The sequence below is a fragment of the Pedobacter soli genome (genome assembly GCF_900101435.1).
Lineage (GTDB): Bacteria > Bacteroidota > Bacteroidia > Sphingobacteriales > Sphingobacteriaceae > Pedobacter > Pedobacter soli.
This window is the reverse complement of sequence record NZ_FMZH01000001.1, coordinates 323856-342621: the sequence shown is the minus strand read 5'-3', so window position 1 is coordinate 342621 and position 18766 is coordinate 323856. Positions and strand designations below refer to the sequence as shown.

Genomic DNA, 18766 nt, shown 5'->3' with positions numbered 1-18766 from the left:
TAGGCGGGTGCTCAAGGCGATTTATACTCCTTTTTTGGTATGTAAATATCTTGTTTTCAGTGTTTTGTTTTGTTCTGGATTATTTCTTATGGAAGGACACCTGCAAGGGTAAATTTTAATCATTTCTGGTTTCGTGTAAAAAACAATGACTTTATACTGACATGAGGTTTATGATTATACTAAAACAATATTTTTATAGAGTAACTATTAAAAATCGTCCCAAGTTTGATTTATAGGTTGTTTTTGGTGTTGTTCATAGCTAGTTTTGTTATAACAACCGAATCTTATGCGCAATCCTGTCCGGAAAATATCGGTTTTGAAAATGGCAATTTTCAGAACTGGAAGCTATTTACCGGTGTGTTGAGCATGGAGAATAACCAAACTTCTTTTACCTTAAACGAAGTGGCCAAACCTGCAACCGGGAGGCATACGATTATCAGTAAAAAAAATCTGGTCGATGCTTATGGTGGCTTTAGCCTGATTCCTCCTTCAGGTGGTAATTTTGTAGCTAAAATCGGCGATAACGGTACCGGAAGCCAGGTGGATGGTATTTCTTACCTGATGACAGTACCAGCAGACCGGCCAGACTTTACGTTAACTTATCAGTACGCCGTAGTATTAGAAGATCCGGATCATGAACCTTACGAGCAACCACGCTTTATTGCACGCGTAAAAGACGTAGAAAAAGACGAATATATCCCTTGTGCATCTTTCGAGTATGTAGCTACTTCATCGTTACCGGGCTTCAAAAAAGCAGAGGGATACGAAAGTGTAATTTACAAAGACTGGTCGCCGGTTACCATTAACTTGTCTGGTTACCAGGGTAAGCAAATACTAATAGAATTTATCAGTACTGATTGTGCCAGGGGAGGTCATTTTGGTTATGCTTATGTAGATATTAACAATGTTTGCGGTGGCCCGATAGCAGGCAGTACCTACTGCAGAAGTGCTGATGCCTTAAATATATCGGGACCGAGCGGCTTTCAGGATTATAACTGGTACAATGCCGACCGATCTGTTAAATATGGCACCGGACAATCCATTAACATTAAACCAAAGCCAGCCGATGGATCGAAGATTGTTTTAGATCTGGTTCCATATGCAGGTTTCGGTTGTCCAAGTACCATCAGTACTATAATAAAAGGTGTTGATTACGATTTGAAGGTTTTAAACAAGAATGTGGTTTGCCAGAACAGTGAAATCGATCTGCTTAGCGACAAGTATATTTTAAACAAATCAGCTGATTTTACCTATTTGGTTTACGAAGATAAAGACCTGACCAAACAAATTGGGTCTTTGGTTATAATAACAGGCAACAAGACCTTTTACATTAAGGCAACGAATAATAAAGGTTGTGAAAGCATAGTGCCAATCGACATTGCAGTATATGAAGTAGCCAATATTACGGTAAACAATCCGGCTGCGGTTTGTTATTCGGAAAGTGTCGATATTACGAAGAACGAATTGGTTGTGGGCGAAATGGTGGGTATTACCAAAACCTATTATACTGATGAAGCTGCAACACAGGTATTAGCCGATCCGCAACATATTAAGGTTTCGGGCAGGTATTTTATTCAATTTTCAAATCAGTTTGGATGTAGTAAAATTGTTCCGGTAGAGGTTACCATTCAGGAGAAACCCATACTTAAAATTACCAATCCAAAAGCGGTATGCCAGGGCAGCCAGGTAGATCTTACAGCCATAAATAATTTTGAGGGCAGTGATGCTACATTCAACTATAGCTTTTATGAAGATGAGGCTTTAACCAAAATTTTAAGTAATCCCTCGAAAATTGATAAATCAGGCAGTTACCATGTAAAAGCGGTTAGTGCAGCAGGTTGTATTGTTAGCGGCCAAATAACGGTAACCATAAGTAATCCTCCGGTATTTACCGTTAACCAGCCTGCTAGGGCCTGCTATCCCGATAAAGTAGATTTAACCAATCCGGCATTGTATACCGAAGTTAATGGCCATTTTACTTATACCTTTTTTAGCGATGAAACGCTGAACAGTCCGCTTACATCGCCCAAAGCAATTGCCAAACCAGGCACATACTATGTAAAAGCCACCAACGAAAGTGGTTGCTTTAGTAGTGCCAAAATTGTGGTAAACTATAACGAAGCACCAAAACTTGTTTTAAACGCACCAAGAGCCGTTTTTGATAATGAATTTATAGACTTAACGGTACCTGAAATTACCCGCGGAAGCAGCCCGTTTGTAAAAGTTACTTATTTTGAAGATCAGTACCTGAAACATCCCATGCAAAACCCTGTCAGGGTAAACAGGGCAGGAGTTTATTATGTGGCCATACAAAGTGCAAATGGCTGTATCAGCAGCAGGCCGGTTACCGTAACTGTTTTGCCACAGCCTAAAATTATCGTACCAACTGCTTTTACACCTCAAAAAGAAACCAATAACCGTTTGTATCCTTTCCTGGTAAATGTTAAGCAGCTAACCAGTTTCAGGGTTTACAACAAATGGGGCATTTTGGTTTACGAGAGTGCGGTTTTAGCCAATGGCGGCTGGGACGGACAGTTTAAAAGTAAAATGCAACCTTTAGAAACGTTTTCGTGGTTTGCAGAAGGTATTGATCTCTTCGGTGGAAAAATTCAATCAACAGGAAAAACGATTCTGATATTATGATGTACAAAGCCCTGATAACTTTTCTTTTGTGTTTGGCTACTGTATGTTGTTCGGCACAAGACCCTAAATTTTCGCAGTATTTTGCCGCGCCGCTGTCATTAAATCCGGCTTTTACAGGCTTTTTCGATGGCGATTACCGGATTGCGGTTAATACCCGGCAGCAATGGGGCAATCTCGGTGATCCTTATAATACTTACAGCGTTTCGGGTGATATAAAACTGCTTGAAGATGAGAATTTTACCAATAATTATTTCAGTATTGGTTTAAGTGGCTTGTTTGATGAGTCGTTAAACAAAGCTTTAAAATCACAATATCTCAGTGCCAGTGTTTCCTATTACCAGTATTTTGATGAGGAACACCGATTCAAATTCGGACTGGCACCACAAGTTGCCTATGTGTCTAAATACCTCGATTATAACAAACTTACCTTTGCTTCGCAATATGATGGAGGCGGTTTCGATAGTTCTATGCCCAATTTTCTCGATTTAAAAAACGATAAAACAGCTTATTTCGATGTGAACATCGGGCTTAACTTTTCGGCAAATTTCGATAGGTTGAGCATCGCAGGCGGTTATGCGCAATATCATTTAACAAAGCCAAAAGATGCCCTGCTTAACAGCAGTCGCGAGTTTGTTGCTGCCCGCCGTACCGTTAATCTGGGTATGGTTTATTTGCTTAACGATTATGCAGATTTAAACGTTACCGGGCTTTACAATGTGCAGAATAAAAATAAAGATGCCATTTTGGGTACGGTACTGGGTTTAAAACCTGGCGAAGAAACCAAAGTAAAACTCAACTTAGGGCTTTGGTATAAATTTAACGAAGCTTCATTTTTTCCTTATGTAGGAGCGGCTGTTGGCAATATTAGTGCTGGTATAAACTATACGGTATATGGCAGTAAATTATTAAATGCCACACCACGCACGTACGAATTATCTTTTATATACAGGCATAATAACTTTAAGGGGTTTAAAGTGCCTTGCCCCAGATTTTAATGTATGAAAACCTTAATATGCTTACTGTTTGGTCTCGTACTGGCCAACACCGCTTATAGCCAGAAAAAGAATATCGATTACCAGTATTTCCGTGAGGGTAAAACCTATTATGCCTTTAGTCTTTTTAGTGATGCTGCGAAAGCACCAGGCAATTTGATGCTTGATTTTACCGCCAAAGCTAAGTTCAGTAAGATTGAAAAAATATTGCTTAAAGCAGGAGGGGTTGAGGTAAAACTGAAATTCGGTGTTAGAACTGATGTAATCCAATCAGACAATGCTGAGCAAAAATCTTATCCTGTAGTTTTTAGTGCCAAAGATATTACTGAAAGAGAATTGGGTTGCGATGGACAGATTACTTTTAAATTGGATAACGGAGAAACTTATACGCTACCTTTTAATGCCTGCCTGATTAAATAAGGCTTACAGCTTTATTTTAACCGATAGCTTATAAATATCGTAAGCTACTTTCTGGATCAGATCAAATTGCTCAGGCACCAGGTCTTCACCTTTTTTAGCGCTTAAGCCATTCTCATTGAGTCTGATTAAAGGTACATTGTCGATAGTGCTTGTACCTTGTAAAAGATTTTCAATCGCTGTATCTAACAAGTAATTGGTATTGTTGGCTATAGGTTTTAAGTGATCAAAGCTTTCAAAAATAAACTCATGCTCTTTGTTGTAGAGCGAAAGCGTAGCCACATACGAAGATAACAGGTGGCTTAAAGCCGTAAACTGGTGTACTTCTTTAATAAACAGCTGTTTGCTTTTGGGCTCAGAAAACATTCTCTGAAACAGCGAAGCCAGGTTGGCAGTGCTCACATACACTTCTTTACGTGCCAGTTTATATTCAGTACGATCGTAGTGCTTTTCAAAATACAATTTAATTACCTGATCGTAATACGTCTTGTTTGCTTTTAAAATATCGACCATGGCCTCCTTCAGGTTTTCGTACTCCCAGGTAGGGAAAAGCGAATAACTGGCCAGCAGGGCAATACCTGAGCCTATAAAGGTATCGTAAATCCTTTCTCTAGCCAGGGCAATAGATCCCATCCCTAAAAAATCGAATAGAATGAGGATATAGGGCGTCATGAAAAGTACGCTGACCACATAATTTTTACGCTGAAAACTGTAGCAGCCAATCATGCAAATCAAAAGGATTACAAATAAGGTATTGCGGTCGTGGATATAGGTAAGCACGCCCATTCCCACAAATGCACCCACAGTAGTACCAATTAAACGCTGGTAATTGCGTTCTTTGGTTAAACTAAAGCCTGGTTTGGAAATCACCAGGATGGTGAGTAAAATCCAGTAACTGTGCGAAAAATCTAAGGCCAGCGATACCACAAATCCCAGCAGCATTACCACAGTAACACGCAGCGAATGCCTGAAAGTAGAAGAGCTATAAGTTAAATTCTCTGTAAACAGTTTAAAATCGAACTTCTGGCGGGTAATAAATTTTTCGGTATCTACCTCTGCCTGACGAATATCTTTACTATTCCTGACTTTAAAATAACTGAAAATGGTTTTAACACGCGAAAGGATATTCTCGATATTTACCTCAATATTTTTCAGCGCTATAATACCCAGGGTGTTGTACTCCTGGTTTTGGTTGTTCTTTTCGAGGTGGTTGATTTTGATTTTTAAACGCTCTATTTCAATGAGCAGACGCTTGGAAACAACCGGTGTACCACCACTTTTCAATGCAAAGGCAATATCATCTAAAGCATAAGAAATGCGTTTTATGGCCATTTCATAATCAGACAGGATCCCGGCCTTATCAAACTGATCGTGCAATTGCTGATAGTTGTAATAGGTTGACATTACCTGCTCAAAAAGATCGACCATATCTACAAAAACCAGCAACAAAAAGCGACCTTCCGGTGTCGAATCGCGCACAATTTCGCGCGTTCTGAAAAGCAACTCCCTAACAGCATCCTGTTTTTCGTGTACTGATACCTGAAGTTGTAACAGGTCGGCATACGTTTTTTCGTAATTATTGTTCTGGTGATAGAATTTGGCTTTTTCCCTTAAAAATTCGGCGACTTCTAAAATCGAATCACTTAACGATTGCTGCACGAGGCGGAAAGGGCGCAGGCGATATACAAAATAACTTAAGCCCGTATACCACAAGCTACCAGCCAAAACCAGTGCCGAGTGGAGTAATACTTCCTGCCATGGCCTGATATCATCAATACTGAGTACCATGATCAATAAAACTGCCGTGCCCACAGAAGCAGCACGCAGGCCGTAGATGTAAAACATCGAAAATATAAAACTCGATACAGCCAGTAAAAAGCCAATAAAATAATGGTTTTTGTTGGTTAGCCCGGTAATAATTGAAAAGGTAAAAATAAGTGCTGTGGTAATCAGCATAGCATTTCTCCGGTGCACCATTGGCCCCGGACTATCAACCACGCTTACACATAAAGCACCCAGTGATAAAGTCATGCCATATTTAAGCATGCCAAACTGTGCAAATATTAAGGAGGGGAGCAGTACGCCAATGGTAATGCGCAGGCCGTCGGCAAAATACGTACTCAGCAAAAAGTCTTGTATGTTTCGGATGGGTTGCCTGATCTGCATACTACAAAAATAACATAATAGCCATTCTTTTTGTTGAGATTAAAATTAAGTTTTTTGGTTTTTTAATCATTTTAAGCAGAAAAAATACAAGTTTTTGATATTCAGTTGGATAGCTTTTGTGTATAACCGAAAATGAGGCAGATGTTAATAAACTAAAAATAAATGCTTTTACGGCTTGAAATATGGGTTTTTCATCTTTTTAAATTGTTGGTAACCAATATATTTAGGTTGAAAACTTTGTGTATAAAAACCATCGTTTTTTCTTGACAGATAATGGATTAACACCTAAATTAGATTATATCAATACGAAGTACTTTGAATTCTGATAAAACAATCCAAAAGAAATAAAGAACCGAGAGGTGACAGATTTCGGATAGTTTACAAGGTAACGGTTAGTTTCAGAAAGGGTTAAACCGAGTAAGAATATACATTGCCATCGAGAGATTGGTGAATGAGAAAACCGCACAGACCTAACAGAGATTATTGAAAGCTAAGAAGTTTACGGACAGAAGAGCTGGAAATAAATTTTCACGAATCGTAAAAGTTGCAAAACCTAACGATAACGGAAAAATCAAGGTAACAAGTATTAGATGCTTTAAAAATAGCTATGGCTGCTTTTAAAGTTAGAAAACGGGGAACTTAATCGAAAGAAGAAAGTCCCCGTTTTTGTTTTTTATGCCCTTTGTAAGGGCAGGTTTTGAAACCTTACACCTTACTTTTGGGTAAATTGATACACTTTGCCGGCCTGGGTATTAAAACTATATTTAAAATCATTACCCGATTTTTCTTCAGTCATCCCTTTTGCATTAAGCTGATTTGGACTTCTTACGATACATTTCTCGCCTGATAATGATTTAATCGCTAAAGCCACAACTTTACCATCTTTCCATTGCAGGTTGGTGATTTCGAAATTACCACGGCCCTTTAAACCTTTAATTTCGCCGCTTTTCCATTGATCTGGTAAAGCAGGTAAGAACTGTAATTCGCCTGCCTGGCTTTGCAGCAACATTTCCGATATACCGGCCGTATAACCAAAGTTTCCATCAATCTGGAAAGGCGGATGTGCACAAAACAAATTCGCGTAAATACCACCACCCTTATTGTAATCGGTACCCGAACCGCCTACGGGTGTAATAAAGTTCTGCAAAATCTTATAGGCATGATTTCCATCCTGTAAGCGTGCCCAAAAGTTCATCTTCCAGGCCATTGACCATCCGGTCGATTCATCGCCACGGGCAGTTAAGCTCACTTTAGCAGCCTGAGCCAGCTCTGGTGTTTTAATGGTACTGATTTCTCTACCCGGATGCAAACCAAAAAGATGCGAAATGTGTCTGTGCTGATCTTTGGGGTCATCGCGGTCGGTTTCCCACTCTTGCAATTGTCCCCATTTACCAATTTTTGGTTTTAATAAATGCGCTTTTAAATCGGCAATGTGTTTTTTATAATCTGCATCAATACCTAAAATATCAGCCGATTCGATGTAATTGGTAAATAAATCGTAAATGATCTGGTGATCGTGTGTTACCCCGTCTTCGGTAGGACCATGCTCCGGCGACCAACCCATAGGGGCAACCAAAGTACCATCCGGGCGTCTTTTAAGGTGATCATCCCAGAATTCGGCAATTTCTTTGATAATGGGGTAGGCAAAGTTTTTCAGGTAAGTTTTATCCTGTGTAAAGGCATAATGTTCCCATAAAGCCTGCGCATACCAGGCGCTTCCAGGGGTATTCCACAAGAAGCTCATGCCACCAAAAATATTGTTCTCGGTTTTTACCGTCCAGCCACGGGTATTGGGATATTGCTTGCGCGTATGCATGGCACTTACCTCGCGCATGCTGTTAATGTAATCGAGATAAGGAATCTGACACTCTGAAAGGTTGGTTGGTTCTGCCAGCCAGTAATTCATCTGAATGTTGATGTTCGAGTGGTAATCGCTTCCCCATGGTGGGGTATTGCTCTCGTTCCACAAACCCTGCAGATTGGCTGGTAAACCGCCTGCCCTTGAAGAACTGATTAACAAATACCTGCCGTATTGAAAAATTAAAGCTTCGAGCGCCGGATCTGCAACTTTTTTATAATTGATCAGTCTTTGATAGGTTGGCAGCTTTTGGTTAGCTACATTACTGGTACCAAGGTTAATAGAAAGGCGGCTGTATAAGCGGCTGTAATCTTCGGTATGTGCTTTTAAAAGGTTATCGTAACTTTTGGCTTTAACCGCATTTAAAACGCGTTCGATTTTAGGAGCCGGTTCTTCGCCTTTCCAGTTTTGTTCGCGCTTGTTGAGGTAATTGGTAGCGGCAGTAAAAAGGATGGTAAAGCCGTCAGCAGCTGTTATTTTTAATTTTTCGTTGTCGCCATCTTTTACCGTTTCGAGCTTTCCATTTTCTATTTTAACCAACGCAGTAGCCTGATAAGTCATGCCATTGGGCAGTTTACCTGTAAACTGAATGGTATTTCCGTTGGCTGTTATTGTACCCTGATGCGCATTTTTTAAGCTTATAACAGCTGAATATGCCTTTTTCTGATTAGCCGTAAAACGCAATGCCATTACTTTATCCGGAAAACTGCAAAAATACTCGCGTTTAAATTGTGTACCATTTTGTGTATAGTTAATGGTATGAACTGCCCTGGTGATATCGAGTTTGCGGGTATAGTTCTCAAATTGTCCCGCTTTGCCTTCAAAATCAATAAACAGATCGCCAAAGGCCTGGTACATGCCCCGGTCGTTTTCATCGCCTGTCCACAAAGTATTATCGTTAAATTGAATGTGTTCCTGTTCAACACCGCCAAAAATCATCCCGCCAATGCGGCCATTGCCAATGGGATAGGCTTCTGTCATCCATTTTTTTGCCGGTTTATTGTCCCACATGGTGAAAGCCGGATTTTCTTTGTTTTGGGCCAAAAGCCGGTCGCTGAAACAAAAGAGGAGTAAGCACGATAGGAAAGTGCAAACAAGGTTTTGCCTGTAATTTAAAAGCATGGTGGTTATTTGATTAGTGTGTAAACCAAAGATATATAAAATAGCATAGGAGGCATGAAAAGCCAGCCGATAAAGCATCCCGATATTTGGCATATTATTCAGCTATTTAAGCATAAGGAGTTACCGTGTTACTTAAATTTAATTGGTAACTATTGTGATATTTTGTTGACAGACCTTATAGATTTTCTATATTTGGTACAACACACTAAAACGTTTTATGTAAAATGAAATCCCTAACCAAATCTTTTAACATTTTCTTATTGTTGGGTATGCTGGGCATGAACCAAACCCAGGCCCAAACCAAACCAAAATTTACCCAATACGTAAATACCTTTATTGGTACAGCACCTTTAACCGATCCTAAAATACTGGGTTACGAATTACCACAAGGCTGGCGATCGTGGGCAGGTTTAACTTTTCCAGGCAGTTCGTTACCCAATGCCATGGTGCAATTGAGCCCCATCACTGAATTTGGTTCGGGCGCAGGTTACGAATATGAAGACGATACCATTTACGGTTTTGCACACACCAATAAAGGCCACTGGAACTTGTGCAACCTGCCCATTTTACCTTTATCTAAACCAAGTGGTAAATTTGGATCAAAGTTTTCGCACAAAAAAGAAAGCGCTGCGCCAGGTTTTTATCAGGTTTATCTGGATGATTACCAGGTGAATGTTAGGCTTACCTCGACTTTAAGATGTGGCTTTCACGAATACACTTACAAGGACAATAGCGACAGACAGATCCTTTTTAGCATGGGTAAAGCCAATAGTGGCGTAAACACCTGGAATATTGCACAGGATGGCCCATCGGCTATACAGGGCTTTCAGGGAGGTGAGAATGTTTATTTCTACGCAATATTAAATGGCAAGATTGATAAACTGGATATTACCGATGAAGGCAAACGTTCTGGTTATGCGATTGTACACCTGGCTGATGGAGGTAAAGAGCCCATAACATTAAAAATAGGTTTATCTTTTGTGAGTATAGCCAATGCTAAACAAAACCTGGAGCAGGAAATTGGCCAGAAAACCTTTGCGCAAATCCGTAACGAAGCTACCAGTACCTGGGAGAACTTGTTATCGAACATCGAAGTAAAAGGAGGTACCAGCAAGCAAAAACAAATGTTATACTCCAGCTTGTACCGTTCGTTTTTATGGCCGGCTTTGCGCAGCGATGTAAATGGCGAATACAAAGATGCCAAACGTCAGATTGTAAAAAGCAATTTCAGGTATTATACTGAGCCTTCATTGTGGGATACTTACCGCAACAAGGACGTATTGTTAGGATTAATTACGCCTAAAGTAACTTTAGATGTAATTAAATCGATGAAAGATGTGGGCGAGAAAACAGGTTTTATCCCTACCTTTTTTCATGGCGACCACGGAGCTTCATCTATAGCAGGAGCCTATTTAAGGGGTATTGATGATTTTGATATCCAGGCTACCTATAAAATTTTATTACGGAATGCCAATGTTGCGGGTGGTGCCAGGCCATTTATTAAAGAATATATTGAAAAGGGCTATATTTCTGATCCGGATGTGAAGAACCCGCATGTAGAAACCAAAGCCAAAGCAGGCGTTTCTAAAACACTTGAGTATGCTTACGATGATTATTCGCTGGCGCAAATTGCACAAAAACTGGGCGATACGGCCAATTACCGCATTTTAATGGCGCGATCGAAAAACTATAAAAACATGTTCGATCCATCTACCCGTTTTATGCGCGGCAGGTTAGAAAATGGCGACTGGATTACGCCGTTTAATCCACAATACCCTTACTACGAGTACATGTACCGCGAAGCCAATGCCTGGCAGGTTTCTTTTTATGCACCGCATGATATGCCGGGATTAATTTCATTATATGGTGGAGCTGCCGGTTTTGAATCGAAATTAGATTCGTTGTTTACTCTGCCGTGGAACCCAAAATATATTGCGCGTAACGTAGAAACCATGATTGGCCAGTATTGTCAGGGGAACCAACCCGATCATGAGGCACCATTTGCCTATACTTTTATTGGTAAACCCGAAAAATCGCAAAAGATAATCGACAAAATTTTAAATGAATTGTATGGCATAGGCAATGATGGATTAGCCTTATCGGGCATGGATGATGCAGGCGAGATGTCGGCCTGGTACGTGTTCACTGCTTTAGGTATCTATCCGTTTTCGGCTACCGATCCTAAATATATTGTAACCGCACCTTTGTTTGAAGAAGTGAAATGGAAAACCAGTAGCGGGAAAACCTTAACCATTAGTAAACCCGGAAAGGGAAGAGGTATTAGCCAGATTAAGGTTGATGGTAAAACGAATGAAGGATATTTTATTTCGCACGATTTATTTAAAAACGGCGGTAAAGTAGTGATTGAAACCAAATAGATTATTTTTAAGAGCCACAGATTAACAGATTAGTTTGCCCATTTCAATCTGATAATCTGTGGCAAAAAGAAGAGGGGTAAATCTCCTAAAAATTACTTCCTTAATTTAAGAGCCGCAGATCAACAGATTAGTTTACTCTTTTTAATCTTTAAATCTGTGGCCAATATTGTAACAAACCCTTCTTTTAAACTGTTAAAATATAGCTGCAAGCCTGTAAAATAGAAGCTTTTGCAATTTTATACGTACTTTTGTGTACCAAACAGGTTAAAAATTTAATGAACAAAAGCACGGAGGTTGGCCCAGAAACTATTTCCTTATTAAAATCTGGAAACAGGCCGGCTTTTGACGAAATTTATCAGCACTACAGTAGCAATCTTTACCTGCGGATTTTAAAAATGGTAAAAGTGCAGGAAGTAGCTGATGAACTTTTGCAAGATGTATTTTTAAAAGTTTGGCTAAAACGCGACCTCATTGACGAGAACCAGCCCTTTAAAGCCTGGATTTACAAAATTGCCCAAAACTGCATTTACGATCATTACCGTTTGATGGCCAAAGATGCCAAAATGCGGCAATATCTGATTGATCATTATTCGGAGTTGTACAACGAAACTGAAGAATATTTGCTTAATAAAGAGCGGCGGGCAGTGCTAAATCTGGCTTTGGACCAGTTACCGGAAAAAAGAAAACAGATTTTTATGCTTTGCCGCATAGAGGGGAAGAGTTACGAAGAAGCCGCATCCATTTTAAACATCAGTCCCTCAACGGTAAGCAACCAACTGGTAAAAGCTACCAAAAGTATGAGGGATTACGTGTTTTTCCATTCGAAGGAGTTCATGATTTTCGCAATTGCACTGCATTTAAATAAATAATTTATTTTTTTATTTCTGGAGTAGTGTGTTTCTGCTTTTGCTGCGTATACCTAACAAAGCAAGATGAAAATAACTCCGCAAATAGAAGCCCTTTACTTACGTTTTTTAAGCAACGAAATAACCGAAGCTGAACTTAACCGGCTGCTCGATTATTTTAATGTGGCCGAAAGTGCCGATTTGCACACCCTTATTGAAGCAGAGTTACTGGATGTCGATGATGAGTACCACGGGAACGAAAACCTCGACAGGCATTTAAACAATATACATCATATTATTTCGGCTAGTATTGATGCTGCTGACGAAAAACCAAGAACAGTAAGGCTGCAGCCAGCATTTAAATCGCTGCTTAAAATCGCTGCAAGCATTTTAGTGGTGCTATCAATCGGTTACCTGGGCTATACTTATTTATTTAAACAAGCTGATATTTTGCCTGGGAGAAGTTTGGCAACCCTTAAATTGAGCAACGGACATGAAATTAACCTCGATACTTTAGCCAACCAGGCCATTGCAACGGTTAATGGCGTGCAAATTACCAAGCTTGCAGGCGATCGTATTGTATATACGCATGTAAACGCCGTTTCGGATACCAACAGTTATTTGCAAACCATTACAACCCCATTGGGCGGGAAATATAAAGTTACGCTTACCGATGGTACACAAGTAGTTCTAAACTCGGGTTCTACCTTAACTTTTCCGATTGGGTTTAATCAGGCCCAAAGAAGGGTTACTTTAAGCGGAGAGGCTTATTTTGAAGTAAGCAAAGATGCTGAACATCCTTTTGTGGTTTCATCCGGAAGGGAAAGAATTACGGTATTGGGAACGAAATTTAACATTTCGGCTTACCCTGACGATGATTTTATCAGCACCGCTTTATTAGAAGGCAAGGTAAACTGTCTGGATGTTAACACCAATAGTAACCTGATTTTACATCCGGGTGAAGCAGCTTTAATCCAAAACAACCAGTTAAGCAAATCAACAGTTGATGTTTCGGATATGGCCGCCTGGCAGCAGGGATTTTTCGCTTTCGAAAATGAAGAACTTGCTGTGGTTATGAAACGCCTGAGCCGCTGGTACCAGCTGGATGTAGATTACACATCAATCCCCGAAAAACGCATTTATGCCCGTATAAATATGCAGGAAAACCTGACTACTGTACTCGATATGTTATCGATTACCAGTGGCCTTAAATTTAAAATAGAAGGAAGGAGGGTAACCGTAATGAAGTAAGCTTTACGCCAAAACATCTCTACCGCCTTATCAACAACCACTAACAAACTTTAAAGAATTTTAAATTGAAATCATCCCTTCAACTTAATAGGGTTATGGCTTTTGTAATGCTGTTTTTGCTTACATTTGGCCTTAAAACCACGCAGGCACAAACTGCAACTTATACTTTTTCTTTCAATAATGCGCCTATAAACGGGGTAATTGCAGAAATTGCCAAGAAAAGTAATTACCAGTTTATTTTCGATGCCGAATACCTTAAAAAAGCTAAACCGGTTACGGCTAAAATTAGTACCAACTCCTTAAAAACGGTACTCGAAACGGTTTTCAAAGATCAACCTTTCGATTATGAAATTAATAACAATACAATTGTTTTAAAACCCTCAAAGGCCTTTACTGAAGAGGAATACATTTTACATGGAATGGTAACAGATAGTTTGGGATCGCCATTGCCAGGTGCTTCAATAAAGTTAAAAGGCACCAATAAATATACCACCAGCGATGGCAATGGCCATTTCAACATTAATTTAACCAACGAATACAACACCCTCGAAATTGCTTATGTAGGTTATCTGTCTAAAACACAGCGTTTAGACCGTACAGCTGCCTTAAAGGTAGTAACCGTTCGGTTAAGTACCAACGCTTCTTTACTGGCAGAGGTGGTAGTAAATGGTTATCAAACCCTCAGTAAAGAACGTTCAACAGGTGCAGCTAATACTGTAAGTGGAAAGATTCTTAACGAAAACATCCCTGTTGACATACTAAGTGCTTTAGAAGGGCGCGTTGCCGGTTTAGCCTATGTTAAAAATCCTAATGGACTGGGTGCAGACCGGCCTGTACTTAGAGGGCAGGCTACATTCTCTTTTGCTACTGCAACACGAGATCCTTTGGTAGTTATTGATGGACTACCATCAGAGACACCTTTAGAAGAGATAAACCCTTATGATATTGAGTCGGTTACTGTATTAAAAGACGGGGCTGCTGCGTCAATTTATGGCTCGCGTTCAGCAAATGGTGTAATTATCTTAACTACCAAAAAAGGTAATAGTCCATTAAAAATATCACTTAATACTGATTTTTTTATCGATACCAAACCAAGTTTCAATTCAATGCACTATGCATCAACAGCTGATGTTGTTGATTTTGAAACTGATGTTTACAATCAGGAGCGCGCACGTTATGCCTCAACCGAATCTATGTTTGCAGCATATGGAACAGTGGCAAATGGGTCTATCAGATACTACAGCCCGCTTTATCAGCTATATCGTGATAGAGATGCAGGAAAAATAACAACAGATGGTGTTAACCAGCAGCTGGCCTCGTGGAAAAACGCAGATTATTACGAACAATATAAAGAGAACGTTTGGCAAAATGCATTTCGCCAGCGTTATAACCTTTCTTTAAGTTCTGCAACAGCAAAATCGAACACTTTTGCATCTATTAACTATGACAATTCAAAACAGCGCGTAATTAATAACAACGATCAGAAAGTTACCCTTTATTTTAAGAATACCTATAACATTAAAAAATGGCTAACCACCACTTTAGGGTTTAATGGTGCTTATTCTACAGCTGTAGCAACCGATCAATCTTACAATTCTTACACCGGCCTGCAACCACGTTACGCCTCAATCGTTAATCCCGATGGCAGTCTTGTTTACGCGGATTATGTGAGCCTGGCTGATGGAATAACAAGCTCTGGAATGATTAATGGTTCGGTAGCGGCTGCTTTAAAAAATAATCCCCAGTACCGTTCCTATCGTTTTAACATACTGGAATCATTAAATGAAGGACAAACCAAGTCGAATACCGTATCATTAAGGGCATTTGCCAATATTCAGGCTAAGATAATGGATGGCTTAAGCTTTTCAAGTCAATTTCAATATGAAACCGGTACTACTAAATCTGAGCAGTACTATGATGCAAATTCTTATAAAATGCGTAGTGCGTATAATGCTTTGGTTAATTATACCCCGGCTACTAATGCTTACACATTTGGATTACCAACAGGAGGAAGAATTAGCCAATTGATGTCGCAAAGCAACACTTACACCTTTAGAAATCAATTTAGTTTCGATCGATCTTTTGGCAAAGGAAAACACGCTATTGCTGCCGTTGCTGGTATGGAAATGCGTCAAACGTTTTTACCTATCGGCATGAGCGATATCAGGTATGGCTACGATCCAATCACCTTAACCTCAACCATAATCAACAATGCTTCATTAAGCCAAACAGGTTTACCAAGTTATATCTTTGGTGGAAATAAAACAATAGGTGTTGCGGCACGTAGTTTTCAGGAAACCAAACACAGAAATATTTCAACCTTTGCCAACGCTGCGTATACCTATTTAAGTCGCTATAACGTAACAGGTAGTTACCGGGTAGATCAGGCTGACTTTTTCGGTGCAGATCCCGAATTCAAAAACAGGCCTTTGTGGTCGGTTGGTTTAGGTTGGAATGCCAGCAACGAAAGCTTTATCCAAAATATCGAGTGGATTAATTTATTAAAACTTCGTGCTACTTATGGTATAAATGGTAATCAGAATACAGAATCGACTAAGTTTCTAACTGCACGGAGGGTAAATGATAACCTTTTTCCATCACTGCAATACCTAAACGTATTGGGTCTCCCAAATCCAAAATTGCGCTGGGAAAAAACGGAGACTTATAATGTGGGTTTAGACTTTGCTTTCTTAAACAACCGGTTAAGCGGGAGTATAGATACCTACGACAGAAAAAGTACGGATTTAATGGTTTCGACAGAATTAGATCCAACGGTAGGTACCGCATCGAGAGTAATCAATAACGGAATTTTGCGTAATCAGGGTATTGAGTTTACTGTTGGTGCTGATTGGTTAAAATCAGGCGATTTAACGCTCAGCTCACAATTTATATACGGATTAAACAGGAGCAAAATTGGTCAGGTAAACAAGATTCCAAGTACGGCGAGTAACTATATCTCTTCGCCCACCTTATATTACGAAGAAGGAACCGATTACAACACTGTATATGCTTACCGTTATGGTGGCATGATAAATGGATATCCTTATTTTCTGGATGAAAATGGCAAAGCGACTTTAGATTTTGACGCTAATGGAAATCCTATTGTTTCGAGTAGCAGAGACATTAATAATGCCAGCGCGCTGGTTAAAATGGGGACATTTATTCCAACTTATACCGGATCATTTTCACAACGCGTTTCTTATAAAAACTTTGAGTTGAGTGCTTTATTTGTTTTCTCAGGGGGCAACGTAATGCGTAAAGATGTAACCAGTTTAAATTCAAACGATGTTACTGACCTTGATATTACTCAACGCTATAAAAATGGCTTTACACCAGAATTACCGCGTTTATTGGTCGATTACTCTGAAGCTATGCTGGGTAGGGCCGGTTCAATTTCGACCATGTGGCAAAATGCTGATGTAAATATTGTTAAAGCAGATTACATTAAATTAAGAAGCATTTCACTAGCCTATAACCTTCCTAAACAGTTGATAAAAAGGCTCAATATTCCTTCTGCCAAATTTACCGCACAAGTTAATAATTTATGGTATGCCAGTGCAGCAGGCGACGATATTGACCCTGAATCTTACTCGCTTAACACAGGAATCAGAACGCTTCAAAATCCTAAATCATTCGTATTCGGATTAAACTTAACCTTTTAGCAAAATGAATAAAAAGATAGCATTAATAGTTTTACTATCGGTTTTGGCCTTTTCAGGTTGTAAAAAATATACCGATTTAACCCCCCGGGGATCATTAGTAGTAGAAACAGCCCAGGATTATTATGAACTTGTTTCTTTTCCAAACCGGGCATACATCATGACCAATTTTCAATATCTGGTTGATGATATGTGGTTAAAGGAATCGAATTTTATTGGCATTACACCCAATATTAATACAGTACATTTCAGTTTCAATGAAAACGTAGATCGTGTTTCACTAATTCAGTCATCTAATTTCTACGATCGCGCTTACCTTTATATTAACCGCTGGAACACCATTATTTCTTTAGTGGATGCAAGCAAAGGCGATGATAATGTAAAAGCGTTAGCTAAGGCCGAAGCTAAAGTTTTAAGGGCGTTTGATCACTTTCTGCTGGTAAATGTTTATGCCAAAGCCTATAACGCAGCAACTGCAGCAACCGATGGCGGGATTTGCATCATGGATAAATATGATTTAGAGGCACAACCGGTTAAATCATCAGTAGCTGAAGTGTATAATTTCATTCAGAAAGATATCGATGATGCGCTTCCTTATCTTCAGGCACAACCATTGGATCCTTATCATCCATCATTAGCCTTTGCCTGGGCACTGAAAGCTAAAGTACATTTGTTTAAAAAAGAAATTGCACAAGCCAAACAAGCTTGCGAAAAATCGCTTGGTTATAATAATCAGATATTCGATCTGGTAAATTATACTACAGTTCAGGGTGGGCCAAATGTGGTGCCTGTTATTGCGCCTAATAATCCCGAAGTATTAAGTTACATGTACATTCAGGGCTATAACGAAACCAATTTTGGTTATACCTGGTTAATCAGTCCGGAGCTAAGAGAACTTTTTGGCACTAACGATGCCCGTTTTAATATGTTTTTTAATACCACATCGGCCAGTTTTATCGATATCGGTTCTAATGCAGCTTATTACAATGTACCGTTTTCTAAATTTTTCTATCCAACCGTTGGTTTAAAAACTACTGAAGTATATTTAATGCAAGCCGAGTGTTTGGCCAGGGAAGGTGATTTAGCCGGTGCTATGGCAGTGGTGAATAAACTCCGAGAAAAACGGATCCTTTCGGGCAATATTATTCTTCCGGTACCTGCAACCCGAAAAGAAACCATGGATATTATTATCAACGAGCGCAGAAAAGAATTGTTTTTAGGCTTTAACCGCTTTATGGATTTAAAACGCCTGAACACTGAACCTGAATATGCAAAAACAGTTATTCGTAAATATCCTATAGTAAACAAAACAGTTCCGCAACAAACCTATACACTGTTGCCTACATCCAGGTTGTATATCATTCCTTTTCCGCTTAACGTACTCAAGAAAAATCCAAACTTAACCCTAAATACCGACGAAAAGCTCCCGTTTTAA

10 protein-coding genes are annotated in these 18766 nt (G+C 39.5%); 8 read left to right on the top strand and 2 right to left on the bottom strand.

Translation table 11 applies throughout. The annotated features are described in order from the left end of the window. Positions 1-366 precede the first annotated feature (366 nt). The 3 genes from BLR37_RS01295 to BLR37_RS01285 are packed head-to-tail and all read left to right on the top strand — an operon-like array spanning position 367 to position 4055. A complete protein-coding gene (locus BLR37_RS01295; protein ID WP_143009505.1) occupies positions 367-2643 on the top strand; it encodes a hypothetical protein in 2277 nt (758 codons plus the stop codon). Beyond that, positions 2640-3638, top strand: coding sequence for a PorP/SprF family type IX secretion system membrane protein (locus BLR37_RS01290; RefSeq protein WP_090763528.1), 999 nt, complete (start codon positions 2640-2642; stop codon positions 3636-3638). Before BLR37_RS01295 ends, BLR37_RS01290 begins: the two co-directional genes overlap by 4 nt. 3 nt (positions 3639-3641) lie before the next feature. After that, complete coding sequence (locus BLR37_RS01285) at positions 3642-4055, top strand: hypothetical protein (protein WP_090763525.1); 414 nt, start codon at positions 3642-3644, stop codon at positions 4053-4055. A 3-nt stretch (positions 4056-4058) separates the two neighbouring features. On the opposite strand, the gene BLR37_RS01280 is transcribed toward BLR37_RS01285, so the two are convergent. Together BLR37_RS01280 and BLR37_RS01275 are read right to left on the bottom strand one after the other, a co-directional pair. After that, the gene (locus tag BLR37_RS01280; RefSeq protein ID WP_090763523.1) at positions 4059-6218 is read right to left on the bottom strand and encodes an FUSC family protein; all 2160 of its coding nucleotides are present in this window, start codon (positions 6216-6218) and stop codon (positions 4059-4061) included. A gap of 712 nt (positions 6219-6930) precedes the next feature. Beyond that, on the bottom strand, positions 6931-9198 hold the full coding sequence (locus BLR37_RS01275) for a glycoside hydrolase family 95 protein (RefSeq protein WP_167356525.1): 2268 nt from the start codon (positions 9196-9198) through the stop codon (positions 6931-6933). A gap of 224 nt (positions 9199-9422) precedes the next feature. Here BLR37_RS01275 and BLR37_RS01270 point away from each other — a divergent pair, with 224 nt between their 5' ends. The 5 genes from BLR37_RS01270 to BLR37_RS01250 all read left to right on the top strand — a co-directional run bounded on the left by BLR37_RS01270 (position 9423) and on the right by BLR37_RS01250 (position 18766). Further along, positions 9423-11576 (top strand): GH92 family glycosyl hydrolase, encoded by a 2154-nt coding sequence (locus BLR37_RS01270; RefSeq protein ID WP_090763518.1) that lies wholly within the window; start codon positions 9423-9425, stop codon positions 11574-11576. 275 nt (positions 11577-11851) lie between these two features. Further along, positions 11852-12445 carry an RNA polymerase sigma factor gene (locus BLR37_RS01265; protein ID WP_090764793.1) on the top strand — a complete coding sequence of 198 codons (594 nt, stop codon included), beginning with the start codon at positions 11852-11854 and terminating at the stop codon, positions 12443-12445. A gap of 63 nt (positions 12446-12508) precedes the next feature. Then, positions 12509-13672, top strand: a complete 1164-nt coding sequence (locus tag BLR37_RS01260; RefSeq protein WP_090763515.1) for a FecR family protein — start codon at positions 12509-12511, stop codon at positions 13670-13672. Between the two features lie 95 nt (positions 13673-13767). After that, positions 13768-17334 carry a SusC/RagA family TonB-linked outer membrane protein gene (locus tag BLR37_RS01255; protein ID WP_244154563.1) on the top strand — a complete coding sequence of 1189 codons (3567 nt, stop codon included), beginning with the start codon at positions 13768-13770 and terminating at the stop codon, positions 17332-17334. A gap of 4 nt (positions 17335-17338) precedes the next feature. Then, entirely contained in the window at positions 17339-18766 is a 1428-nt protein-coding gene (locus tag BLR37_RS01250; RefSeq protein ID WP_090763512.1) for a RagB/SusD family nutrient uptake outer membrane protein, read from the top strand.